The 23,827-nt window shown below is 44.6% G+C and carries 22 protein-coding genes; 8 read left to right on the forward strand and 14 right to left on the reverse strand.

All coding sequences use genetic code 11. The annotated features are described in order from the left end of the window. Positions 1–21 precede the first annotated feature (21 nt). The 9 genes from NFU07_RS14495 to NFU07_RS14535 all read right to left on the reverse strand — a co-directional run bounded on the left by NFU07_RS14495 (position 22) and on the right by NFU07_RS14535 (position 10,234). Positions 22–516, reverse strand: a complete 495-nt coding sequence (locus NFU07_RS14495; protein ID WP_251479597.1) for a hypothetical protein — start codon at positions 514–516, stop codon at positions 22–24. After that, positions 446–1,534 carry a D-xylose ABC transporter substrate-binding protein gene (gene xylF, locus NFU07_RS14500; protein ID WP_251479293.1) on the reverse strand — a complete coding sequence of 363 codons (1,089 nt, stop codon included), beginning with the start codon at positions 1,532–1,534 and terminating at the stop codon, positions 446–448. Before xylF ends, NFU07_RS14495 begins: the two co-directional genes overlap by 71 nt. An 18-nt stretch (positions 1,535–1,552) precedes the next feature. Next, positions 1,553–3,112: a response regulator gene (locus tag NFU07_RS14505; RefSeq protein ID WP_251479295.1), complete on the reverse strand. Its 1,560-nt coding sequence runs from the start codon at positions 3,110–3,112 to the stop codon at positions 1,553–1,555. Next, positions 3,105–4,553 carry a sensor histidine kinase gene (locus tag NFU07_RS14510; RefSeq protein ID WP_251479297.1) on the reverse strand — a complete coding sequence of 483 codons (1,449 nt, stop codon included), beginning with the start codon at positions 4,551–4,553 and terminating at the stop codon, positions 3,105–3,107. The genes NFU07_RS14505 and NFU07_RS14510 overlap by 8 nt, the downstream gene beginning before the upstream one ends. After that, a complete protein-coding gene (locus NFU07_RS14515) occupies positions 4,550–5,527 on the reverse strand; it encodes a sugar ABC transporter substrate-binding protein (protein ID WP_251479299.1) in 978 nt (325 codons plus the stop codon). The genes NFU07_RS14510 and NFU07_RS14515 overlap by 4 nt, the downstream gene beginning before the upstream one ends. Before the next feature lie 137 nt (positions 5,528–5,664). Continuing rightward, positions 5,665–6,840 carry a sugar ABC transporter permease gene (locus NFU07_RS14520; protein ID WP_251479301.1) on the reverse strand — a complete coding sequence of 392 codons (1,176 nt, stop codon included), beginning with the start codon at positions 6,838–6,840 and terminating at the stop codon, positions 5,665–5,667. 12 nt (positions 6,841–6,852) lie between these two features. Continuing rightward, the gene (locus NFU07_RS14525) at positions 6,853–8,373 is read right to left on the reverse strand and encodes a sugar ABC transporter ATP-binding protein (protein ID WP_251479303.1); all 1,521 of its coding nucleotides are present in this window, start codon (positions 8,371–8,373) and stop codon (positions 6,853–6,855) included. 88 nt (positions 8,374–8,461) lie between these two features. Further along, the gene (locus NFU07_RS14530; RefSeq protein WP_251479306.1) at positions 8,462–9,595 is read right to left on the reverse strand and encodes a sugar ABC transporter substrate-binding protein; all 1,134 of its coding nucleotides are present in this window, start codon (positions 9,593–9,595) and stop codon (positions 8,462–8,464) included. Between the two features lie 192 nt (positions 9,596–9,787). Continuing rightward, entirely contained in the window at positions 9,788–10,234 is a 447-nt protein-coding gene (locus NFU07_RS14535; RefSeq protein ID WP_251479307.1) for a putative immunity protein, read from the reverse strand. Between the two features lie 234 nt (positions 10,235–10,468). Here NFU07_RS14535 and NFU07_RS14540 point away from each other — a divergent pair, with 234 nt between their 5' ends. The 6 genes from NFU07_RS14540 to NFU07_RS14565 all read left to right on the forward strand — a co-directional run bounded on the left by NFU07_RS14540 (position 10,469) and on the right by NFU07_RS14565 (position 15,777). Further along, positions 10,469–12,301: an LTA synthase family protein gene (locus tag NFU07_RS14540; protein WP_251479309.1), complete on the forward strand. Its 1,833-nt coding sequence runs from the start codon at positions 10,469–10,471 to the stop codon at positions 12,299–12,301. Positions 12,302–12,445: 144 nt separating this feature from the next. After that, the gene (locus NFU07_RS14545; RefSeq protein WP_251479311.1) at positions 12,446–13,363 is read left to right on the forward strand and encodes an AEC family transporter; all 918 of its coding nucleotides are present in this window, start codon (positions 12,446–12,448) and stop codon (positions 13,361–13,363) included. Between the two features lie 111 nt (positions 13,364–13,474). After that, entirely contained in the window at positions 13,475–14,395 is a 921-nt protein-coding gene (locus NFU07_RS14550) for a DMT family transporter (RefSeq protein WP_251479313.1), read from the forward strand. Positions 14,396–14,647: 252 nt separating this feature from the next. After that, on the forward strand, positions 14,648–15,025 hold the full coding sequence (locus tag NFU07_RS14555; protein ID WP_251479315.1) for a group-specific protein: 378 nt from the start codon (positions 14,648–14,650) through the stop codon (positions 15,023–15,025). A gap of 10 nt (positions 15,026–15,035) precedes the next feature. Continuing rightward, the gene (locus NFU07_RS14560; protein ID WP_251479578.1) at positions 15,036–15,542 is read left to right on the forward strand and encodes an RNA polymerase sigma factor; all 507 of its coding nucleotides are present in this window, start codon (positions 15,036–15,038) and stop codon (positions 15,540–15,542) included. Beyond that, positions 15,532–15,777: a hypothetical protein gene (locus NFU07_RS14565; protein WP_251479316.1), complete on the forward strand. Its 246-nt coding sequence runs from the start codon at positions 15,532–15,534 to the stop codon at positions 15,775–15,777. Before NFU07_RS14560 ends, NFU07_RS14565 begins: the two co-directional genes overlap by 11 nt. A 130-nt stretch (positions 15,778–15,907) precedes the next feature. Here NFU07_RS14565 and NFU07_RS14570 read toward each other — a convergent pair whose 3' ends face one another. Then, complete coding sequence (locus NFU07_RS14570; RefSeq protein ID WP_251479318.1) at positions 15,908–17,029, reverse strand: NADH-dependent flavin oxidoreductase; 1,122 nt, start codon at positions 17,027–17,029, stop codon at positions 15,908–15,910. Between the two features lie 380 nt (positions 17,030–17,409). Here NFU07_RS14570 and NFU07_RS14575 point away from each other — a divergent pair, with 380 nt between their 5' ends. Together NFU07_RS14575 and msrB are read left to right on the forward strand one after the other, a co-directional pair. Then, on the forward strand, positions 17,410–17,934 hold the full coding sequence (locus NFU07_RS14575; protein ID WP_251479320.1) for a TlpA family protein disulfide reductase: 525 nt from the start codon (positions 17,410–17,412) through the stop codon (positions 17,932–17,934). 20 nt (positions 17,935–17,954) lie between these two features. Beyond that, complete coding sequence (gene msrB, locus NFU07_RS14580; protein ID WP_251479321.1) at positions 17,955–19,067, forward strand: peptide-methionine (R)-S-oxide reductase MsrB; 1,113 nt, start codon at positions 17,955–17,957, stop codon at positions 19,065–19,067. A 50-nt stretch (positions 19,068–19,117) separates the two neighbouring features. Here msrB and NFU07_RS14585 read toward each other — a convergent pair whose 3' ends face one another. The 4 genes from NFU07_RS14585 to NFU07_RS14600 all read right to left on the reverse strand — a co-directional run bounded on the left by NFU07_RS14585 (position 19,118) and on the right by NFU07_RS14600 (position 23,798). Then, on the reverse strand, positions 19,118–21,094 hold the full coding sequence (locus NFU07_RS14585) for an FtsX-like permease family protein (RefSeq protein ID WP_251479323.1): 1,977 nt from the start codon (positions 21,092–21,094) through the stop codon (positions 19,118–19,120). Continuing rightward, on the reverse strand, positions 21,087–21,854 hold the full coding sequence (locus NFU07_RS14590) for an ABC transporter ATP-binding protein (protein ID WP_251479325.1): 768 nt from the start codon (positions 21,852–21,854) through the stop codon (positions 21,087–21,089). Before NFU07_RS14590 ends, NFU07_RS14585 begins: the two co-directional genes overlap by 8 nt. Before the next feature lie 245 nt (positions 21,855–22,099). Then, positions 22,100–23,116, reverse strand: coding sequence for a sensor histidine kinase (locus NFU07_RS14595; protein ID WP_251479327.1), 1,017 nt, complete (start codon positions 23,114–23,116; stop codon positions 22,100–22,102). Next, the gene (locus NFU07_RS14600; RefSeq protein ID WP_251479329.1) at positions 23,109–23,798 is read right to left on the reverse strand and encodes a response regulator transcription factor; all 690 of its coding nucleotides are present in this window, start codon (positions 23,796–23,798) and stop codon (positions 23,109–23,111) included. Before NFU07_RS14600 ends, NFU07_RS14595 begins: the two co-directional genes overlap by 8 nt. Positions 23,799–23,827 lie beyond the last annotated feature (29 nt).

The raw sequence follows: 23,827 nt of genomic DNA on the forward strand, positions 1-23,827 counted from the left end.
GTGTTGAGTAACCCTTTGCTATTAGAAAAGAACTTGGCAGGTTATCAAAAATGAAAGCTGCTGATTTTTTAAGCCCTCCTGACCAGAAGGAGGGCCATTTTTTTGATGTTTTGCGTGGCGGCTGTCAGGAAAGCCTGCTCTTGGACAGACGGACGCTCTCGGCGTCTTGCATAGCGGAAGCCGGCGACTCCTGCGGGAAAGCGAAGGGCCGAGACCCTGCAGGAGCGCAGCGACGAAGCGGCTCGGCGCAAGCCCGCGGAAAGCGTCCGGCTGAAGCGGAATGAAAAAAGCTGCCGAGAGTTTCTCGACAGCCTGAAAAAAGAGTTGTCCCAAAAGTAATTTGGGGCAACTCTTTTCATGTTTCGCAGCCAGCGCAGCGATATAGAAACAGAAACCCTCGCATTCTCCATTCGTTCTGGATAATGCGAGGGTTTTTTGTTTATTGTTACGGTCCGTAAATATCTTTTTCTGAATGGAAGCCGTCAGCGATAACGGTATCTTCCAAATTGGTTTCATCTACTCTTAAAGGGTATAAAAATACTGCCGGCACTTCTGCTTTCCCGTTATGGACTTTCCGGTTGACCGCCACTTCCTCTCCTTTTGCGAGTGCTACGACCAATTCAGCCGTTTCTTTCGCCAATGTCTTGATCGGTTTGTAGACGGTCATTGTCTGGGTGCCTTGTACGAGCCGTTGAATCCCCGCAAGTTCTGCATCTTGCCCCGCAACCGGAATTTCTCTAGCCAGGCCATAGGCTTCCAGCGCTTCGATGGCACCGCCTGCCGTTGCATCATTTGCAGCGATGACGGCATCGACCTTTCCGCCGTTAGCGGATAAAGCCGCCGCCATATTTTCCTTTGCATTTTCCGGAGCCCAGTCCTGAGTCCATTGATCATAGACAATTTTTATATCGCCTTTATCTATCAATGGCTGCAATACATTATAAACCCCTTTTTTCATCAAATGGGCGTTGTTATCTGTCTCTGCTCCGCCTAGATAGACGTAATTTCCTTTCGGCGCCTTTTCTAGCATGGCTTTCGCTTGGAGCTCTCCCACTTTTTCATTATCAAAAGAAATATACAGATCAATTTCAGCATTTTTTACGAGCCGGTCATAGGCAACGACTTTGATGCCCGCTTGGTGTGCTTTATTGACCACTGCTGCTGTTGCCTCCGCATTATGTGGAACAATAACCAGCAAGTCGACCCCTTCGCTGATCAGTTTTTCAGCCTGTAAGATCTGCAGGGCATCATTGCCGTTTGCTGCCAAGATTTCCACTTCTGCTCCGAGCTCTTCTACAGATTCCTTAAACAGATCCCGGTCCTTCAACCAACGCTCTTCTAGCAGCGTATCCATCGAAAATCCGATTTTAATCGGCTGTTCAACCGGCTTTATCTGATCAGATTCTTCCACCGGCATTTCCTTTTCTGCCAAGAGCTCTTCTTCCGGCGTCTCTTCCACACAAGCAGAAACGCACACCATACACAAAACCGACAAGAGAAAAAGGGACAGCACTTGATAAATGGACAGCTTCATCGATTTCTCTCCTTAAGATCAGCTCTTTGTTGCCGCTAACCCTTTTTTCCCGAATAACGATTTACGGTATTCTTTCGGTGAAACGGCTGTGTTTTTCTTAAACACCTTACTGAAATAATTCGGTTCGTGGTACCCCACTTCAAAAGTGATTTCCTTGATGCTTTTCTCGGGATCCGCCAAAAGTTTCTTCGCTTTATCAATCCGGCATTCCGTCAAAAAATCAATATAATTGATGCCTAATTTTTCTTTGAACATTTTACTGATGTAAATTGGGCTCAATCCTACTCTTTGGCCTAAGACGTCCAAAGAAATGTCTTCATTCGAATGCTCGCTGATGTAGACCTTGATCTGCTGAATGGCATCCGCTTCCAACTTCCCATAATGTTTTGTATAGGATTCTTTCATGCGGTCCAGCAAATAGCTGGTTTCTGACCGCAGCTGCCGGCAATCTTGCGCCTGGAAAGAATACAGCGGCGTGTCTGTCTCAACTCCCACTTCGCTCATGACCCGCGAAATGACCCACATCAGTTCCAACACCCGCTGTTGAATTTGCAGAAGGTCCGCTCTCCCGTTCTCATAGACTTGAATGAGATCGAGTGCATAATAGCTGACATCTTCCCATTGCCCTAAACGGATATGGTCAAACAGCTTCTTCTCGCCGTGTTTCGCCAATTGAGGGCTAAACCCATCACTTAGAATCGGCACATCCGAATAAAACCGGTATTTGACCGGCAATGTCGAATCCATGGTCGCAATCAGCGACTCCTGATAGGATTGGCGTATTTGGTCCAGCGAACCGCAAACTTGTCCAATTCCGATAAACCACCCGGCTTCTGCTTCTGTTTTCCGCAAAGACAGGATTTCCTGAGCCAATGAAATTGCTTGAGAACGGTACGATTTCTCCGGTTCCCTAAATACGATAATCGGAAGCTGCCTGCCGTATAATGCACCAACCCATCCGCTTTTCGTCATTCTCACTTTTTCTTTAATTGCTGAATATTGATCTCCCGATCCGGCAGGCAATAAAACACTCATGACAAATTTTTCATTGGTTGACCGTATATCGAGCATTTCAACAAGCATATCCAAATGCACTTCATGGACATGGTCAAATAATAATTGCGTAACCACATCCGTTTCAACCAGTGTCAAAGCTTGCTGCATGGCATTTTGTTGAAATTCGCTCGTGGCCATGACTTTTCGCTCTTCTTCTGTTTGGGCAAGCACTTTTCCGACCGTTGCTACAATTTCACTGGCTTTGCTCGGTTTTAAAAGATAATCTTTGACGCCCAGTTTGATGGCTTGCCGTGCATAATCGAAAGTATCAAAAGCTGTGACCATGACAAACTTCATCGATGGATGCTTTCCGCTGATTATTTCAATGGCTTCCAATCCACTCATCCCCGGCATCTTAATGTCCATTAAGATCAAATCCGGATGAAACTCTTCCGCCAGCCGAACCGCTTCGCTGCCGTTTTTCGCTTGTTCAATTGCCAATTCCGGATAAGCCCTCGACAAAATCGCTTCAAGTCCTTCTCGTTCAATCTGCTCATCGTCGACAATCAAAAGCTTAGCCATACTGTTTTTCCTCCCCCATTTTTGGCAAAGTCATGATCACTTTCGTTCCCTTGCCCTCTTCACTTTCGATGCCTAGAACGTTTTCGGCACGATAGAAAATCCGTAGACGCTGAACGACATTGGCAAAGCCAATTCCTGTAGAATGCCCTTCAGCCGGCACTTTTTGTTCACCTAATAGCTGATTAATCTTTTCCCGGGACATGCCTTTTCCATCATCTTCAATTTCAATGACTACCGCATCTCCTCTATCCTTGACTCGGAACCAAATATGTCCCCCGTCTTCTTCGGGTTCAATTGCATGGATGACAGCGTTTTCAATAATCGGCTGCAAGGTAAGGCCTGGAATCTTCACATTCAAACAAGATTCGTCCACTTCCATATGCACATTTAAACGATCGGTAAAGCGGGCTTGCTGAATTTCGATGTATTGCTTCAAGACAATCAGCTCTTCGTAAAGCGTTACTGGCCGGTCCAAGCGCTTTAAATTATAGCGGAGCAGCCCTGCTACACTCACAAGCAAATCGCTGGTTTCTTCGGCTCCTTCCAGGTACGCTTTTTTCGATAAGATATTCAAGGTATTAAATAGAAAATGAGGATTGATCTGGCTTTGCAGCCCCAATAGCTGGCTTTCCTGCAATAAAAGCTTATTTTGCTGCAATTCCCGCTCCAATTGCGCTTTTTCTTGAATTTCGATGATGAGGTTATTGATATTGATCCGCATCCGGTCAAACGTTTGAGCCAAGAAGGATATTTCATCATTGGAATCCACTTTTATCTCGAGGTCAAACCGGCCTTTTGATAGTTCATTTGCCGATTGAGTCAATATCTGGACAGGCTTCGTGATGCTGATGGAAAACCAATAAGTCAAAAGAAGGAGCACGAACGTAATCAGCAAAAGCAGCCAAATGCCCAGCTGCTTCAACTCTTCGGATTGTTCGATAATGCTCCGATAGAAGCGTTCATACGTTTTCAGTTCCGTATCAATGATCGTCAAAGTCATCTCGGAAATATAAGTGGAAATGCGGGTGGCTTCCGAAAATTCTTCGTTTGACCCTTCTGCTTCTTGCTGGGATTGCAGCATCAGAGAGCGGTCTGTCGTTTCAACTAAACTCTCTAAGAGATTCGTGTAATTTGTCAGCGCGAATTCATTTTCTTCGTTGCGCAAATCAAAAATTTCATCTTTCGCTTCATGGATCTGTTTTTTGCTGGCATCCAGCTTTTCCAGATTGTCCGGTGTTGGCTTGATCAAATAATTATTTAAATCGGTCACCAGCTGTTGGCTTATGACGGTCACTTCATTCAAACTTAAATAGCGCTGAAGCACATCATTGTATTGGCTTTGCGTCTTTTGATTGTAATAAGTTAAAGTGATCCAGATAGCAGACATGATAAACAAAACGACGAGTGCGAGCATCCAAACTTTTTTTTGTATTTTATTCATCGCTGATCCTTCACTTTCAACATGCGGATATCAGTAAGGTAGCCGTCCATATCAAGCGGCAAAGCCTCATCCTTTAACCAGTCCATTAATAAACTGACGCTCGTGCGCCCCATAGTATCCGGTGCTTGCTTAATAATGCCGTCCAATTTTTCTTGTTCGAATAACGCCAAAGATTCCAGGCCGTCATCAAAAGAATAAATATAATAAGGTTCCACTTGAGAACGCTTGCTTATTTCCTGGATCATCGGTGACGCAAAATCAGCATTTAAAGCGATAAACCCATCTAAATCTGGATAGTCATTTAAAATTTGCTGTGTTTTTGCAAGGATATCTTTTCGCACTTCCGTTGTTTCAGAAAGGATCAGGTCAATATCAGGATAACCGTCAAGCACGGAACGAAGCCCTTCAAGCCGCTGGTCTTGATAATATTCATGGCGCATATTGGCCATCACCACTACCTTGCCGGCAGCACCCATATCCGACACCAATTGCTCTGCAATCATTTTGCCGGCTAAGAACTGATCGGATCCCACATAGGTTTTCCGCAGGCTTTTTTCTTTCGGTACATCGTTTGCGACCGTAATAATGGGAATTCCATGGAAAGAGGCTTTGACTTTCGTCAAGTCATTGAATTCTTCGGAATCCGATCCTTGCACTATAATTCCATCCACTTTTGAATAAAGAGCCACTTCAATTTTCTCTAAGAAATCTTCCTGGTTATTGCCGTAGCTTCCCCATACTTCAAGATCTGCCCCTTCTTTTTCCGCTTGTTCGAGAGCGCCTTTCGCAATTTGATCCCAGAACGGTGTATCCAAATTTTTAGTGATTAAAATGAGGCGCGGTTTGCCTTCCGCTGATCCAGCGGCGGCCGGCAATTGCCCATTCGTACGAAAAACTTTTTCCGCTGACAACAAGGTGAAATAACATAAGACGATGCATAAGAGACCGATTAGAGCCAAGCCGAATTTTCGCACGGGAAATATCCCCTTTTTTGAATAGTCAATATTTTTTATCATACCACATAAGAAATGATGCACAATACTCGGTTTTCTTCAAAAAGTATGGGTCGACAGATGGCAAAAAGAGAGGCTTTAAAAGCCCCTCTTAAAAGTTAACCTCGTTTTCTGCGCGTCATGACATCGAAGATTACGGCAGCTGCCAAAACACCGCCGCGGATGATGTATTGATACGAAATGCCGACACCGAGCAAGTTCATGCCGTTGGTCAGAGAAGCCATTACGATGGCACCGATGATCGCACCGGTAACTTTCCCGACACCGCCGGCTGAAGAAACACCGCCGACATAAGCTGCCGCGATGGCATCAAGTTCAAATAACGTACCAGCTGTAGTTGTAGCCGATTGAAGCCTTGATGTAAACAGGATTCCGGATAAAGCAGCGAGCATCCCCATCGAACCGAAGACGATGTACGTGATTTTCTTTACATTGATCCCGCTTAAATGCGCTGCTTCAGGATTGCTTCCGACCGCATAAATATGGCGGCCAAGCACCGTCTTCGTCGTCATGAAATGGTAGATGATTACAACGACCAGCATGATAACGACCGTCCAGGAGAATCCATTATATCCTGCTAAGATCCAGGTGATATAAGCGATGACCGCTGAAACTAAAATGAGTTTTAAAGCGAAGATGCCTTTCGACGGCACATCAAATTTATATTTCACTTTATTGCGCCGATTAGAGAATTCGCTGTATACATACAGCAAAACACCGATTAATCCGACGATCAGCGAAAGAAGATGCAGTCCATTCACTTCCATAAGCGAAGGGATAAATCCATTCCCGAGGGCATTGAATTTATCATCATTGACAATGATTGTTCCCGTCTGCTCTGTAACCCGCAGCAAAGCGCCTCGGAAAATGAGCATCGCAGCCAAAGTCGCGACAAAAGCTGGAATGCCGAGCTGGGCGATGAGAAATCCATTGAACAATCCGGCAACGATACCGAAGATCAAAATGGCCGGTACTGTGATATAAACCGAGACCCCCATCTGCGTCAGGAAAATGGCTGCGATTGCGCCAAGAAAGCCGGCAGCAAAACCGACAGATAAATCGATATGCCGGATAACGATGACCAATGTCATCCCGACTGCCAGTACGGCAATGTATCCAGCAGAATCCAATAAGTTACTGATATTCCGCGACGACATGAAGAGACCATCCGTCATAATGGTAAAGGTCAGCAAAATGACCACAAGCGCAATATACATTCCATAATCACGGATATTATCTTTAATTAATGTTTTGAATTCTGTAATAAAACCCACTGACTCTACCTCCTAATGCGTTGCAAGTTGCATTATTTTTTCTTGGCTCGCTTCTTCAATGGCCATTTCGCCTTTGATCCGCCCTTCGCCCATTACATAAACCCGGTCGCTCATGCCAAGCACTTCTCCAAGCTCCGAAGAAATCATGATGATGCTCAAGCCTTCGTTGATCATCTGATTCATGATGGTGTATATTTCAAACTTCGCGCCGACATCGATGCCGCGCGTCGGTTCATCCAGGATCAATAATTTTGGACCGACAAACAGCCATTTTCCAAGTGATACTTTCTGCTGATTTCCGCCGCTTAAATTTCCGACATTTTGTTCGACAGAAGATGCTTTGATGTTGATGGATTTTTTGTATTCTGTCGCTACTTTGATTTCTTCGTTGCCGTTTAAAATGCCGTTTGAAGAAATGCCTTTCAAGTTTGCTGCTGAAACATTGCTTTTAATATCCTGAAGAAGGAAAAGCCCATTGCCTTTGCGGTCTTCGGTGACGTAAGCAATGCCTGCCTTAATCGCATCTTTTGTATGGGTGAACTTCCGCTTCTTCCCATTCAGCAAAAGATCGCCTTGAACTTTATACGATTTCGGGTTGCCGAAAATGCTCAAGGCTAGTTCAGTTCGCCCCGCACCCATTAACCCGGCAATGCCGACAATTTCCCCTTTTTTAATATGGAAATCCACATCTTTTACCACTTCGCGGCCCAATTCAACATCATAAGCGCTCCAATTTTTCAATTCCAAAATCTTATCGCCGATATTCTTGTTCGCCCGTTTCGGATAAATGTCTTTAATTTCGCGTCCTACCATGTTTTGAATAATGATGCTTTCTGAAATCGGTCCATCTGCAGCATCCAGCGTACAAATCGTTTGTCCATCTCGCAGGACGGTCGCTTTATCTGCAATAGAGATGACTTCTTTCAGCTTATGCGAAATCATGATGCACGTGATGCCTTCCTGTTTCAGGCCTTTCAATAATTCCAATAGATTTTCACTGTCGTCTTCATTCAAAGCGGCAGTCGGTTCATCCAAGATAAGCAATTTAACCTCTTTGCTCAAAGCTTTTGCAATTTCAACCAATTGCTGTCTCCCGACGCTTAAATCCTTTACCAAGGTTTCCGGATTCACTCTTAAATTGACTTTTTTTAACATTTTTTGGGCTTCAACGACGGTCTGGTTCCAGTCTACAAATGCGCCGCGCTTCACTTCGTTGCCAGCAAAAATATTTTCATATACTGTCAAATCCGGAAACAAAGCCAGTTCCTGGTGGATAATGGAAATGCCCGCTTTTACACTATCGCTAATATTGCTGAACTTCTGGACTTCTCCTTCGTAGATAATGTCCCCTTCGTAATTTCCATGAGGATAAACGCCGCTGAGCACTTTCATAAGCGTCGATTTGCCGGCTCCATTCTCGCCGATCAAGCAATGGATTTCGCCTTTTTTCACTTTGAAATTCACGTTGCTGAGCGCTTTAACTCCTGTAAATTCCTTGGAAATCCCTTTCATTTCCAAAATGTATTCGCTCATTGATAATCCTCCTTTAAGCAAACAATTAGCAGAAAGGCGAAATAGTGATAGAGGGCTCTATCACTATTTCGCTATTGCCTTTTCAATTCTATTCGAGCCCCGTGAATTCGCTTGCTTCGTAGTACTCTGAATCGATCAATTCCTGTTTAACATTTTCTTTATCGACAACGATAACATCTGTTTGCTTCGCTTTAATGTCAGCCGTTCCGTTATTGTAAGAACCCGTTGTTTCTGGAGTTCCATCATCAAGAACCGTAACTGCCATGTCGATTGCATCTTTTACGAGTGTGCGGACATCTTTGAACACAGTCATCGATTGCTTTTCATCAATCACGTATTGAATAGACGCTTTTTCTGCATCTTGTCCAGTAATCGTGTAATTTGTGATGTCTCCATCAGAAGAGAAAACATCCGCAATCGAACGTGCTGTTCCATCGTTCGGCGCTAAAATGGATACATCGCCTTTCATATCAGCAGCTACACCCGTTAAATGAGTTTGTGCTTTGTTCTTCGCTTCATTTGGATCCCAGTTTGTCGTAACTTGTCCAAGAATTTTGCTCAATTGGTCACGCGATAATTCCGCTGTATCTTTTAGTGCTTCCGCTTCGCTTGAGTTGGCAATTTTAAATGTGCCATCTGCAATTTTCGGCTGCAATACGCTCCAAGCGCCTTGGAAGAATAAGAAAGCATTGTTATCAGAAGAAGCTCCTGCATAAAGGTATAAAGGAACACCTGAGCCTTCAGCGTTGTCGATTAAGTATTGCCCTTGTGCAGCACCAACTGCCAAGCTGTCGAATGTTACATAATAATCTACTGCATCTGTATCTGTGATCAATCGGTCATAAGCGATGACTGTCACATCATCCTGCTTCGCCGATTCAACCGCTGCTGCAGCCGCTGCCCCGTCGTGCGGGCTGATGATCAATACCTTAATCCCTTTATTCAATAAAATATCAACGTTCTCTTTTTCTTTTGCAGATGACCCTTGGCTGAATAGAATTTCAGTTGAATAATCTGTTTCTGCCAATGCATCTTTGAAACGCTGCTCATCCTGAACCCATCTTGGTTCATCTTTTGTCGGCAAGACAATCCCAACATCCACTTGCCCGTTGCTGCTTCCGCCGCTGCCTGAATCTCCGCCTTCATCACCGCAAGCTGCAGTAATCAATGCAAAGATCATCAAGACAAGAAATAATGTAAACTTTTTCCCCTTAGTTTTCATTGCCATTCCCCTTTCAATCTTTTGTTCGTCTTCTTTTTCAGTATAGCTAGGAAACAGAACGATGTAAGCGCTATCACTAGCACTCTTTTAATTTCATCTATACTTTTTCAATGTTCGAAAAATAAATGAAAAAATAGTCCATAAAAACAAAAAAACCGAGAGTCTCCTCTCGGTTTTACGCTGAATCTGCTTTCACTCCATTTCCAGGAGCCGCTGGTATTGCCATTTCCGTTCTTCCGCTACTGCATCCTCGTTAAAATCTTTTGCAAAAGCGACTGATTTGACCGCATAGGTGGAAGCATGGATTGCGTGTTCAGCCATATGGGCAGTTGACACTGCTTGTCCGGCAGCTCTTGCTGCTGAGGCGGCCGCCTCATCTGCCGTTTCTCTTGCTGCAGCATGGGCTTCGAATGCTGCTTTGCGCGCTTCCCTTACTTTCAACTCACCTTTTGTCCATAAATGAGCTGCTTCTATAGCTTTATGCAAACGCTGATCCTTCGGAAATAATTTCTCATAATAGGAAAGCACATGCTCCGCACAATCAGCTGCCCAGCGCACCGCTGTAAAATGATCGATTTTCCTTAGCTGTTCTTCGATTTTTTCTTTGATGTCGGAATCTACAAAGTGTTGCGATGCCATTTTCACACCGGTCCTTTCTGAATTATAGTTTGAAGCTTATTTTCCAATGGAGAAAATTCAATATAAAATCGTTTTTTCCATGGCGACTCTGTTTCTTTAAGAGTTCTTCCCTTCTTTATACCTTATCCTTTAAGCTCTAAAACTAAATCTCTCTGCCGAAAAGGTTTTTGTCTCCTTTAAAAGAGGTAAGGAGGAAGACAACAATTTGAAAGTTAATGCTGCGGAGGGATTCTCATGTTTTTTTTTGATTACATCGTTTACGTTATATTGTCCATTTCCAAAATCTATTTATTCAGCTCTTTAAGCGGAACTGAATTCGAATTTGGCTTTTTCCTCTTGAATCTCGCCACTGTCCTGATTCTCTCCTGCTGGACCTTGCTATTGAAAGTAAAAACAAGGCAATGGATCCTTCTGTTTCTGCTCTTTCTCCACAGCACTTTATTAATTTCCGACTTATGGTATTACCGTTATTTTGAAGATTTCCTCTCCATCTCCTTGCTGTCTGATATCACACAAATAAATGATGTTAGCGGTGGATTTTTAACGTTGATCCAAGCTACTGACTTTTTCTTTTTTGCAGACTTGCTCTTATTTGGCGCAGTCATTTGGTTTTCAAGAAAACGCCATGCTTCTATCCAAAATGTGAATCGGAAAAAATATGCCGGTATTGTGTTAGCTGCCGGCATTGGATTATACGCAGTGCCGATGCTGACGGATTATTTTGTAAAAGGTGCTTCACCACTCGACCCCACTATCGCCGATATGCAGGATTATTATCAATTTGGGTTTTGGGGATATCATGGGCTTGATCTCGCCAAAGGCGGAATCGATCTCCTCAGCAAAGAAAATCGCGTAACAGCGGAAGAAGAATCACTCATTCGAAAAGCCAATAAAGGTGGAGAAAATACCGAAGCTGTCGAAGAGCAGCCGAATGTCATCCTCGTGCAGCTTGAGTCTTTCCAGAGCAGTGTCATTCACCACGAAGTGGACGGCCAGGAATTGACGCCAAATTTAAATAAGCTCACTGAAGAAATGCTGTACTTCCCGTCCTTCTATCACCAGACGCATGAAGGAAGAACATCCGATGCTGAGTTTATCGTGAATACTTCGTTGCAGCCCCTGCGTTCTGGCTCAGTCTATACGCAGTACGAAAAAAATGAATTCGATTCGCTGCCGGCAGCTTTAAAGGAAAACGGCTACACCACTGCCGCCATGCATGCTTACGAAAAAGATTTCTGGAATCGGGACAGCTTCTATCAAAATATCGGTTTTGATCAGTTTTTCAGCAAAGAAGATTACCCGGAAGAAAAGAAAATTGGGATGGCGGTGAATGATACGGAATTCTTTACGACTTCCATTAGCCATATGGAAAGGTTGGAACAGCCGTTTTTTGCTTTTCTTGTCGCATTGACGAGCCATATCCCGTATGAAATTCCGGAAGAAGACCGGGGCCTTGATTTATCCAGCTACGAGGATCCGCTATTAAAAGGCTATTACCAGACCATCCATTATGTGGATGGATCTGTTGGGGCCATGGTCCAAGAGTTGAAAGACAAAGACATCTGGGATGATGCGCTCGTTGTCTTCTATGGCGACCATGACAGCGGCCTTCAAAAAAACGGCAGTGAAATGGCCAAGGAATTAGAAGTCGAGTCCAGGGTCGACCAGTTTGAACTCAGCCGGCAAGTGCCATTATTCATCAAGCCGCCAAAGCTTGCCCAAGGTGAGACTGTCGATAAAAGCGGCGGCCAAATCGATATCACACCGACCATTTTAGCCATTCTTGGCATTAGCCAGCCTTATGTGCTTGGGCAGTCTTTGATGGACGAGGAAGAAAATCTAACGGTCTTCCGCGACGGTTCTTTCCGCTATGAAGATGTCTATTATTTGCCCGATCTCACAGAGTCGGTTGGATCTGGCACCTGTTATTCCATTGAAACGGAAGAGGAAATTCCGTTTGATCGATGTAAACCACAAATCAGCAAGGCGGCTAAACAGCTTCAAGTTTCAGATACGATCATCCAAGAAAACGCTTTGGATGAATTGCGGCAGTCCAGCCGCCCTTAATGAAACAAGCTTCAGGGACTCCATTTCTCCTGAAGCTTGTTTTTATTTTTCAATTGAATAATCATCTCGATTATCCGTTTGCGCCTAGAAATTTACGTTATGATAATAAACATACAAATAAATTTGATTGATGAGTTATTGGAGATGATTGTTTTGGTAATTGCAGAAATCCTCAATGTAATCCTTCCTGTTTTTCTTTTGCTGGGCATCGGCTTTTTTATCGGGAAATACATGACGCTTCATTCCAAATCCATTTCGGACCTTTGCATTTATGTTTTCAGTCCGGCACTTTTCTTCCATTCCGTGACGGTTTCTTCTTTGGAATTGAACGACTTAGCCAAAATTGCCGGTTTCGCACTGCTTTTATTTGCCTGTTATGCGGTATTCATCCAAATTGCAGCATTTGTATTCAAATGGGAACTGGCTTATAAAAATACCATGATGCTGGCGAGCGGATTTCCCAATACCGGAAATTACGGGCTGCCGATCGTGCTCTTCGCCTTCGGAGATGAAGGTGTGGCCATCGCGATCATTTATGTCGTCACGCAATCTTTTCTGATGAATTCCGCCGGTATTTACTATGCTTCAAGCAACGACAAAACTTCCCAAAAAGATATTTTCCGGACCATCATCCGGATGCCGGGCTTTATCGCCATTTTAACAGCGCTTTTCTTGAAACTGGTTCAGATTCCTGTACCGCAATCGATTGAAAATGCTTCAGGCTTATTGGGCCAAGCGGCGATTCCAACGATGCTGACGCTGCTTGGCGTGACATTGGCTTCCATCCAAATCAAAAATGTCATCAAGTTCATTGCGACCGCAACCGTTTTGAAATTGGCGATTTTTCCGTTGATTGCCTATCTTCTGCTGTTATTGCTTTATCCGGCTGCTTCCCTTGAAACACGGGTGCTTTTGCTTTCTGCTGCCACTCCAGCCGCTGCTACCACCACACTGTTAGCCATTAACTTTAAGATGAACCCGGATATGGTATCCAGTGCGATGTTCGTCAGCACAGTCGCGAGCTTAATTACAATTCCCATAATGCTTGTAGCCTTAATGTAAAACCAAAGACATTTCAACAATTAGCGAATATAATAGAAGCTGTCTGTAAAAACGTTCCTCTTTTTTATGAAAAGGAAAATACAATAATTGATCGGTACCGGAGGAGATTTTTTGAATTCGAAAGCTTTTTCATTAGCCTTATTTTCTGTCCTAATTTGGGGCTCTTCATTTGCTGCCATCCGGGTCAGTTTGCAAGGCGGCTATGATGCCGGCCAAAATGTCCTGGTCCGCTTCATGGTCGCTTCCATTCTTTTTCTAATTTATGCTTTATGGCCGGGAAGGAAATTCCGCCTGCCGCAAAAAAGCGATCTTTTAAGAATCTTGCTGCTTGGCTGGATCGGCATCAGCCTCTACCATATTTTCGTTACGTTCGGCATGGAGACCATTTCTGCAGGAACCGCCGGCATGCTCGTCGGATCCGGACCGATATTCACGGCGCTCATCGCGGCTTTCTTTTTAAAAGAGCGATTGACCGGAATCGGTTGGATCGGCCTCGGAATCGGGTTTGTCGGAATTCTATTCATTGCATTCGGTTCTGCCGATGCTTCCTTGACGTTGACGAACGGTGCTGTCCTGGTCTTGATTGCAGCATGCGCTTCTGCCGTGTTTTTCGTTTTCCAGAAACCGCTGTTGACCCGTTATTCTGCTATTGAGCTGACCGCTTACTTTACGTGGGCCGGCACGTTGCCTTTCCTGATTTTTTCACCCGGCATTTTCTCAGCTTTACAAAATGCCACCATCGAAGCTCATCTGTCTACGCTTTATGTCGGCATCTTCCCTGCCGCAATCGCTTACGTCACATGGGCAACCGCTTTATCGCTTGCGAATGCGAGCTCCGTTTCCAGCTTGATTTACTTGGAACCTGCGGTTGCGATAGTCGTCGCTTGGATGTGGCTCCATGAACTTCCATCTGCACTTTCACTCGTGGGCGGCGTCATCGCCATTAGCGGCGTCCTTATTGTCAATTTCCTTGGAAAGCGGCAAGAAAAGCAGCGGCGCCTTTCGGATCAAGCTGCTGAATCGTCGGCTTGATCTGGCAGAAAAAGTCATTTGCACCTTGCAAATGGCTTTTTTTATGAAATGAATTTGCTGAACGCGCTTAATTTTCTCTGAACGCGCGCATTTTGTTGCAGGCGCGCGCATTTTCATATGAGCGCGCATAAATTGATTTGAACGCGCGCATTCTCGGATGAACGCGCGCATCGCTAAAAAAAGCGATCTAGGTGAACCTTTTCCCCTTTTCATTTGTATAGTAAGTAATCATACAAAAAGGAAGTGGAAATAATGGGAACAGGATGGATTGTTTCATTAATCGTAGTCGCTGTAATGATGACGGTCATTTTAGGCATCGCCATACCAATGGATAGAAAGTATATTGTGAGGGAGAACCGAAAGATCAATTATAAAAAAACAACGGTTTATTTGCGCTGGAATGTTTTTGATAGCTTGACTTTAGCACTGGCGATTTATACGATCATTTGTATACAAGCGTTGAATCTGCTGATTTCCACGGGGCAATCTGTCGAAAACCCTTATGTGCAATTTTTTACGAATCAATCCCAAGTCTGGTCGCTCGTCACCATCATCTATTTGATCAGCCGCGTTTCCATTACATTGAAAACCATTAAAGAACGGTGGGGAGACGGAAGTGGAGAAATCTGAAGAGCAGTTGATGACGGCTTACCAACAAGGTGATGCCAATGCTTTAGACAGCATTTATCGCTTGATGCAAAAGCCGCTGTATTCGTTCATTTTCCGTTATACCCGAGATGAGCAGCTGAGCATTGATATTGCTCAGGATACGTTCATGAAGCTGCAGGACCATAAACAAAAGTTCGACCCACAGAAAGGGACGCTCAAAAGTTTCCTTTTTCAAATTGCGTACCGGTTAATGGTCAATAAATTAAACCGGCGCAAAAAACTGTCGTCCCTTCTGCCGTTTTTGGTGCCCCGCTCTAAAGAAGAGTTGTCTCCGCCGGAACAGATGACAGTGAGGGACGCGGTGGCCAATCTTCCTGAAACGGAACGCGCAGTCATTCTCTTATTTTATTTCCATGATTTATCCCAAGAAGAAATGGCACAGATTCTCGGCATTCCAAAAGGAACCGTGAAATCGCGGCTGCACCGTGCGACGAAACAACTGAAAAACGATTTGGAGGGATTTTACGATGAATCATAAGCCATTCGATAAAGACCCGCTTTTGCTGGCACAGCTGCAGGAAGACTTGGTGGAAGTTCCGGACTTTCCCATGAAAGCAAGCAAGTGGAACCGGTTCCTTCACTATTTAGGTTCTCCTGCACAGGATCCATTTGAACCGCTTGTTGCGACAAAATCGGGCATCATTTCCTTAAAAATCCTCCCTGCTGCTGGGGGTGCAGCATTAGTCGCTGCCCAGTTTTTATTTCTCCTATAAGATAAAGCCGGTTGCGCATGTGTGCAACCGGCTTTTTTGAATGGTTATTTTGTTGAGCGCAAATAAACTCTCCTGAAGCGCAAATAAAGAGGCATCCGCTAATGAATGCCTCTTGTAGAGCAGCTTTTTCTCAATCTTCGATCTTGAACCAGCCTGGAATGTTGACGATGGTGTTCCAAAGGTCTTCCGGAATATCCAATTCGTCTTTTTTGCTCAAATAGAGCGCTTGGTAAATCTCATGCTCTTGGCTTTTCTTCACTTTTAGCAGCCAATCGGGATCCATGATCAACGCGTGTCCAAGTGAAACAAATGGAGTGACATCCAATGCTTCTTTCACTTGGTCGATCGTCTGCAAACCGCCAACTCCAATGACTGGAACACGGTCGCCCACATGCTCCTGGAGCATTACGACACGTGAACGGTTATCTTCTTCGCGGATCGAACCGCCGAAGAATTTGCCGACGGAAGCGTGCAAATAATCGATTCCTTTATCGGCTAACGCCGCAGCGAATTTTAACGTATCGTCCATCGTGATACCCGGCTCTTCACGTTCTTCCGGGCTGACCCGATAACCGACGACAAAAGGCTTTTCAGCATATTTTGCTACCGCTTCTTGGATCGATTCCACTACTGCGAGCGGGAATGCCATGCGTTCCATCACGTCCCCGCCCCATTTATCCGTCCGGCGATTGGAATGTGGAGAGAAAAATTGCTGGATCAAATACGTATTGGCGCCGTGGATTTCCACGCCGTCGAAGCCTGCTTCGATAGCGCGCCGCGTCGCTTCTCCGAAAGCTTTGATGGACTCTTCGATTTCGGCTTCCGACATTTCACGCGGTGTTTCAGCATTCGGGCGGACGGACGGAATGTCGCTCGCTGAAATCGGCTGTTCACCATTCAATAATTTCGAGTTCGACATGCGGCCAGCATGGTAAATCTGTAAAATCGCTTTTGCTCCACCTTCGTGAATGGCATCTGCCAATCGCGTCAGGCTGCCAATCCGTTCGTCGGAATCTGCACCGAACGCATTCGGAAAGCCGATCCCAAGCGGCTCGACATGTGCACATGCGGTAATGATAGCACCCAGGCCACTTTTCGCGCGGCGACGATAGTATTTCAATTCATCTTCTGTCACATCTCCGTTTGCATCCGATGAAGAAGTCGTCATCGGCGCCATCATGACGCGATTTTTCACTTTTAATCCTGCGGTAAATGTATATGGTTCAAATATGCTGTCAATCTTTATCGCCATCCCAATTCCTCCTCAAGTCGATGATTACTCGTTGTATGTTAAATACCCTTCCCGGATATTCTAAAACGGTTGTCTCCTTACTCATCTTAAAGGATAGAAAATCGAAATTATAGATAAATGCTTTCATCTCATCATAATTCAGTCTTTTGGCTGAAACAGAATGCCTTTTTAAAATGAAAGAACTTTTTTCCAATTTCCCTATCAAAAGATAGAAGCACGTTATACGAAATATTCCCTTTTGATATTTTATTGACTTATCTATCATTTTTCCGTTTTCCATCAAGTCCATTCGTTATCATTTCCTTGAAAAGCGCTATATGATGGAAAGAGAGAGATTTGCCAAAATAATTAAGAAAACTACACAGGAAAGGATGATCCGAATGAAAGCGATTGCCCCCCTAATCTTGCTGATGTCGCTCATTTTAATAGTAAGCGCTTGTTCTAATGAAGAGTCTGTAGCAAATGCCGAGCAATCCAATCCGGGCAAACCGGCTCCTGTTTTCGAACTCACTGATTTAGAAGGCAAGACCCATGATTTGTCCGAATACGCAGGCAAAAAAGTATACGTGAAATTCTGGGCTTCCTGGTGTTCGATTTGCCTGGCCGGCATGGAAGAATTGAATACGCTTGCTGGAGAAGAAAATGATTTTGTCGTATTGTCCATCGTTTCGCCAAGCTCAAATGCAGAGAAAGACAGCGAATCGTTTAAGAAATGGTTTAAAGGCGTCGAAAACACCGAAAATATCCAAGTGTTATTGGACGAAGGCGGTACGTTCTTCGATGAGTATGGAGTTCTTGCCTACCCGACCTCTGCCTATATCGGCTCTGACGGAACTCTTGTGAAAAGCTCTCCCGGGCATTTCAGCAACGCAGAAATTAAAGAAACCTTCGAATCGATCAACTAAAAGAAAGGCGGCTTACAATGATGGCAACGAAAAAAGTGGGTTTACTGCTTGCGCTATTATTGCTGCTCCTCGCAGCAGGATGTTCGCAATTGAATTTGAATGCGGCAGGCTCAAGTTCAGCTGAGGCAGAATCCAAATTTCCTGACAACCCGAATGAAGGGTTGCAATTTGATGAAAATCAACTGGAAGACATCTGGCTTGCAGGCGGCTGCTTCTGGGGAGTCGAGGCTTATATGGCACGTGTTTACGGCGTCTATGATGTGACGTCCGGCTACGCAAACGGCAAGACGGAAAATCCGACTTACGAAGAAGTGACAAAAGAAAATAGCGGACACGCTGAAACCGTTCATGTCCGCTACGATCCGGAACGTGTCGACCTCGAAAAGCTGCTCGGCCATTATTTCATGATCATCGATCCTACACTGCTGAACCAGCAAGGCAACGACCGCGGAGAACAATACCGCACCGGCATCTATTATGAAAACGAAGCGGACCGCGCTGTGATTGAAAACGTGATGGCTGCAGAAGAATCCAAATACGATGATCCGATCGTGACTGAAGTGGAACCGCTCGAGCATTATTATTTGGCGGAAGAGTACCACCAAGATTACCTCGAGAAAAATCCGAACGGCTATTGCCATGTGGAATTCGATTCACTTGAAGATCAAGACGTTCCGTCGCTTATCGACGCTTCCCTTTATCCGAAGCCGAGCGACGAAGAATTGAAAGCGACATTGACCGAAGCCCAGTACAAAGTGACACAGGAAAACGATACGGAAACGGCTTATTCCAATGAATACTGGGACAATTACGAGCCCGGCATCTACGTGGATGTAGCGACCGGCGAACCGCTTTTCTCTTCGGCTGACAAATACGATTCCAAATGCGGCTGGCCGAGTTTTACCAAGCCAATTGAACCGGAAGTTGTAACGGAGCATGAAGATACCAGCTATAATATGGTCCGCATCGAAGTACGGAGCCGGGCAGGCGACAGCCACCTTGGGCATGTCTTCAATGACGGTCCAAAAGACAAAGGCGGACTCCGCTATTGCATCAATAGCGCATCCATCCTCTTTATTCCACAGGAAGACATGGCTGAAAAAGGCTACGGTTACTTGGAAGGAAAACTATAAAACAAAAATAGCCGCTCAACCGGGATTTTCTTTCGGCAGAGCGGCTGTTTTTATTTCACGATGCTGTAATAGACTTTAGACGTAACGCGGTAAATGATCCAATAGATGGCAGCAAAAGCGATAACGACACCGATAAAGGATAGCAGCCACGTTTTTTCGTTCGTGATGCCAAAGAGCGTCAATAATTTGCTGACGATGGGATACGCGAAGATGACATGGATTGTAGCAACCACAATCGGCAAAAGGAACATCCATATAATCTGGGATTTGGTCGAATCCTGAATCATTTCTTTATCCAGTCCGACTTTCTGCATGATTTGGAATTTCTCCCGGTCATCGAATCCTTCTGAAACTTGTTTGAAGTACGTGATCAATACCGTTCCGATGGTAAATAGCAGCCCGAGGAAAATGCCAAGAAACAGGAATCCGCCATTTGTGCTATACCAATCCTCACGCTGAAGGTCCCGTGATTCATAACGTGCACTTTCGACCGAGTAGGATTGCATGCGGATGTGATCGCCGTATGCTTTCTTTTCTTCTTCCGTGCCTGTCGTATTCCAGCCGATGTCTGCCGAAAGACCGACAATAGGCGCATCCGGGAATTGCTGTTGATAAGCCGCCATCATGCCCTCAATATGAGACATATCGGGAACAACCAGGACAATGGTTTCCGTCAGTCCCGTTTCAGAGCTGAAATCATTTTCAATCGGCGTCAACTGGTAAAGACGGTCGCCGATAATCAGTTCATCCTTCGTATACTTTCCATTTGAATGGAAAAACAAAGCTTCATCTTCCGCCAGTTCAATGTTTTTGCCGGTCATTCCATTATAATCTTCTAACGGGATGACTTGCCCAAACACATTGAGCTCTAAGCCATCAAAAGCCTCTGTAAAATTAAAGCGATTATTGTCAAGCGAGCCATAGATGGACTGGAAACGCAGTGCCTCCATCTCAGTCACTTCAAGCCCCAACTTTTCCGTTTCCTGCAAGTAATGCGCCTGCAGCTCAGTGAATTGCTGTTCGATGAGTTCCGGCTGTTCCGGATCGCCGAATAAACTCATATTGTTTTCAAAGGGATAACGATTTTCCAAAGTTTCTTCGCTGCCGATAAAAATCGTCAAAGTCGTCGACAGCGCAATGATGACCATGGAAGCTAAAATACAAATATTCGCTAAGCCTACTGCATTCTGTTTCATTCGGTACAGCATCCCGGAAATGGAGATGAATGCACTTGGACGATAATAAATTCGCTTGTTTTTCTTCAGCGCTTTTAAAATGAAAATCGATCCCGAGATGAATAACAGATAGGTGCCGATAATCACAAGAAATACGGCCAAGAAGAATTTTGAAATGGCGCTGATCGGGTCAGGAATCGTCAACGAAATTCCATATCCCCAGCCAAGGAACACAAGTGCCAAAATAAAGAGGATGATTGATCCTTTCGGTTCCTTTTCCCCTTCCGTCTTGCCTTTCAATAACTTAATCGGATTCGAGAAAGTGAATTGGCTCACGTTATAAATATAAGTAATCGCAAAGATTGCCAAAAACAGCAGGATGGTCCAAAGCATCGGATTGATGGCTACGACATAGGCGATATCCGTTGGCAGCTTCAGTAAATAATTCAACAGCATGAAGAAAAGGCGGCCAAAAACAAGTCCTGCCACCAGTCCTGTCAAAATGCTGGTCAAGCTTGTAAACATTGTTTCGAACAATAAGATTTTCGCGACATGCCTTTTCTCCAGACCCAAGATTCCGTAAAGGCCGATTTCTTTTTTTCTTTTCTTGATGACGAAGCTATTCGTATAAAGAATGAAAATGACTGAAAAAATCGCGATGACGATGACACCAAGCGAAAACAGAGTAGGCAAAGCAGAAGAACGTTGCTGCACAAATTGATTCGCCAACAACGATGCCATCAAATAAAACATCATGATGATTGCGATGGATGATAGCAAATACGGAATGTATAAGGTTTTATTCGACTTGATATTCCGCAGCGCTAACGATGAAAAGAAACGGTTATTCATGCCCTTCACCCCGGCTCGATAACACCGTCAATGATTGCGAAATGCGATCCATGAATTCATCTGCCGTTTGGTCTCCCCGGTAATTTTCGTGGTAAACCGATCCGTCCCGGATAAACAGCACCCGTTTTGAAAAGCTCGCAGCACGCGTACTGTGAGTCACCATTAAAATCGTCTGCCCTTCCTCATTGATGCCTTTTAAGATTTCCATCAAGTTTTGAGAAGCTTTCGAATCGAGGGCTCCTGTTGGTTCATCCGCCAGAATTATTTTGGGCTGTGTAATCAAAGCGCGTGCCACCGCTACCCGCTGCTTTTGGCCGCCTGAAATTTCGTACGGATATTTATCGATATGCGCTTCGATTCCAAGATTCCGGACAATCGGCGTCAACCGGGCCTCCATTTCATCAATTGGCGTTTTCGATAACACTAAAGGCAATAAAATATTGTCCTTGATCGAGAAGTTATCGAGCAAATTAAAATCCTGGAACACAAATCCTAAAGTGTTGCGGCGGAATGCTGAAACCTCTTTGTCTTTAATTTTGGATAAAGGATTGCCGTCAAGGTAAACTTCCCCTGATGTGGCATCGTCCAAAGTTGAGATGATATTCAATAAAGTGGTTTTCCCGGAACCCGATTCCCCCATAATGGAAACGAATTCCCCTTTTTCCACCGAAAAATTGACTGTTGATAACGCCTCTGTCTGCTGAGCAGAAAAACGGGCTGTATATATTTTTTTAAGATTTTTGATTTCCAATAAGGCCATTGCGAACCCCTCCTTGCTTTTAATCATAGGCCATTCGAAAACGGGGTGCCTGTACCTATTCTTACAAAGACAAAACGTATCTAACGATTTCGTAAGAATGATTGAGAAAAGCGGAAACAGCCGCTTAGGTTCGACAGGCATAAGACGGAACAGCGAAGCGGCGTTCTTTGCCGCACAGCTGGGCTGGCTTATGACCCGAGAACCTGGCTGTTGAAGTCTGGACAACGAGAAAAGCGAAAGCGCCGTCAGTCAAAGTCTGTGTATTCTTCTCTCGCCATCTGGGTCGACACACGTGTTCCTTTGCCAAGCTCAGACTGGATGCTGAGCGTGTGGCCCAGACGCTCAGCAATTTTCTGACCGAGAAATAGCCCGAGCCCCGTTGATTTTTCGTGAAGGCGGCCATTAAATCCTGAATAGCCTTTATTGAAAACTTTCGGCAAATCTTCCGGCCGGATGCCGATGCCTGTATCTTCAATGAGCAGGGTTTGCGGATGGGACGGATCCACATAAATGGAGATGGAGCCGCTCGCCGTGTATTTTAAGCTGTTCGACAAGATTTGCTCGATTAAGTTCTGCAGCCATTTCCCATCGGACAGCACTTTCAGCTGAAGCGGCTCGTAATTGAGTTTGATGCCATTGTAGATAAAGAGGATGGAATATTTCTTGACGGCTCTTTTAATCACTTCGTCTAAATCCACTAAAGCCAAATCCATCTCTGCACCGGTTTCTTCCAATTTCACATAATTCAGCGCCATATGGGTATAATCTTCAAGCCGCAGCAATTCCTGCGAAATTTGCTTGGCTTCTTTCGCCATTGAACTTTGCGTCAACAAACTGATCGCTGAAATCGGCGTTTTAATCTGGTGGAGCCAAAGGGTGAAATAATCGAGCTGATCGGCTTGCCGCACGAGATGGGTCTGTTCTTTCTCTTTCAGTTCTTCCAGCAAAAAAGCGATTTTCTGCAGATACAATCGATCCGTGGAATGCACCGCTTCTGAAAGCTCAACCACTCTTGAGATGTCAGCTGTATGAAAAGCTTCAATCGTTTTGTATCGCTCAGCATACTGGATATAACGAATGATTAAATAAATGCCAAAAAGAAAAGCCGAGAGTTCCGCGCTATAAAGAAAAAGGCCGATTGGCAATTTCCCTAAAACATAAACGAGCCCGAAAATGAATAGCATGCCAAAAAAGACCAGAAGTTGTCCGCGTATCGCCGAGAGAAAATTCCGTGCGATGGTCCGATTAGAAGAACTACGCATGGGCGGCCTCTTTATTGAGCGCATAACCCACTCCTTTTTTCGTGACAATTAAATCCGACAGGCCGACTTGCGTCAATTTTTTCCGCAGTCTGGCCACATTCACAGCCAAGGTATTGTCATCGATAAACGACTCATCTTCCCATAATTTAACCATGATTTCTTCTCTTGCGACGTAATCGCCTTTATGTAAAAACAGCAATTCCAAAATTCCGAATTCCGTCCGGGTCAAATCCACTTCTTGTTCGGCATAATACAATTTCGATTCCGAAGGTTTTAACACCGCACGATTAAAGTTCAGGAAATTATCGCTTTCATTGAAATCATAAGTCCTTCTGAGAAGCGCTTGGGTTTTGGCAATCGCGACCGTCAGATCGAAAGGCTTACTGATAAAATCATCCGCCCCCATCTGGATCGCCATGACAATATCCATGTTTTCATTGCGCGAAGAAATGAAAATGATCGGGACTTGGGAAACTTTGCGGATTTCCTGGCACCAATAATAGCCATTAAAACTCGGCAATTGGATATCCATCAGCACAAGCTGAGGATTCTTTTCTGCAAATTCCTCCATCACTTTGCCGAAATCCTCCACAATGAAAGCTTCATAATTCCATTTCTGCAATTCTTCATTCAAAACGCCTGCAATCGTTAAATCATCTTCAACAATCATGATTTTAAACATGCTCTCAGTCCAATCATTTAGTAGATTCC

It is taken from the genome of Planococcus sp. NCCP-2050 (genome assembly GCF_023708025.1).
Taxonomy (GTDB): Bacteria; Bacillota; Bacilli; order Bacillales_A; family Planococcaceae; genus Planococcus.

What these genes read in the sequence shown, in the direction of transcription:
- NFU07_RS14525 (WP_251479303.1), bottom strand. Translation starts at nt 8,373, where the DNA reads ATGAGCGAATACATTTTGGAAATGAAAGGGATTTCCAAGGAATTTACA.
- NFU07_RS14570 (WP_251479318.1), bottom strand. Translation starts at nt 17,029, where the DNA reads ATGGCGATAAAGATTGACAGCATATTTGAACCATATACATTTACCGCA.
- NFU07_RS14590 (WP_251479325.1), bottom strand. Translation starts at nt 21,854, where the DNA reads ATGGCCTTATTGGAAATCAAAAATCTTAAAAAAATATATACAGCCCGT.
- NFU07_RS14595 (WP_251479327.1), bottom strand. Translation starts at nt 23,116, where the DNA reads ATGCGTAGTTCTTCTAATCGGACCATCGCACGGAATTTTCTCTCGGCG.
- NFU07_RS14575 (WP_251479320.1), top strand. Translation starts at nt 17,410, where the DNA reads ATGAAAGCGATTGCCCCCCTAATCTTGCTGATGTCGCTCATTTTAATA.
- NFU07_RS14555 (WP_251479315.1), top strand. Translation starts at nt 14,648, where the DNA reads ATGGGAACAGGATGGATTGTTTCATTAATCGTAGTCGCTGTAATGATG.
- NFU07_RS14600 (WP_251479329.1), bottom strand. Translation starts at nt 23,798, where the DNA reads ATGTTTAAAATCATGATTGTTGAAGATGATTTAACGATTGCAGGCGTT.
- NFU07_RS14585 (WP_251479323.1), bottom strand. Translation starts at nt 21,094, where the DNA reads ATGAATAACCGTTTCTTTTCATCGTTAGCGCTGCGGAATATCAAGTCG.
- NFU07_RS14535 (WP_251479307.1), bottom strand. Translation starts at nt 10,234, where the DNA reads ATGGCATCGCAACACTTTGTAGATTCCGACATCAAAGAAAAAATCGAA.
- NFU07_RS14505 (WP_251479295.1), bottom strand. Translation starts at nt 3,112, where the DNA reads ATGGCTAAGCTTTTGATTGTCGACGATGAGCAGATTGAACGAGAAGGA.
- msrB (WP_251479321.1), top strand. Translation starts at nt 17,955, where the DNA reads ATGGCAACGAAAAAAGTGGGTTTACTGCTTGCGCTATTATTGCTGCTC.
- NFU07_RS14540 (WP_251479309.1), top strand. Translation starts at nt 10,469, where the DNA reads ATGTTTTTTTTTGATTACATCGTTTACGTTATATTGTCCATTTCCAAA.
- NFU07_RS14560 (WP_251479578.1), top strand. Translation starts at nt 15,036, where the DNA reads ATGACGGCTTACCAACAAGGTGATGCCAATGCTTTAGACAGCATTTAT.
- xylF (WP_251479293.1), bottom strand. Translation starts at nt 1,534, where the DNA reads ATGAAGCTGTCCATTTATCAAGTGCTGTCCCTTTTTCTCTTGTCGGTT.
- NFU07_RS14495 (WP_251479597.1), bottom strand. Translation starts at nt 516, where the DNA reads ATGAAACCAATTTGGAAGATACCGTTATCGCTGACGGCTTCCATTCAG.
- NFU07_RS14530 (WP_251479306.1), bottom strand. Translation starts at nt 9,595, where the DNA reads ATGAAAACTAAGGGGAAAAAGTTTACATTATTTCTTGTCTTGATGATC.
- NFU07_RS14510 (WP_251479297.1), bottom strand. Translation starts at nt 4,553, where the DNA reads ATGAATAAAATACAAAAAAAAGTTTGGATGCTCGCACTCGTCGTTTTG.
- NFU07_RS14545 (WP_251479311.1), top strand. Translation starts at nt 12,446, where the DNA reads ATGATTGTTTTGGTAATTGCAGAAATCCTCAATGTAATCCTTCCTGTT.
- NFU07_RS14565 (WP_251479316.1), top strand. Translation starts at nt 15,532, where the DNA reads ATGAATCATAAGCCATTCGATAAAGACCCGCTTTTGCTGGCACAGCTG.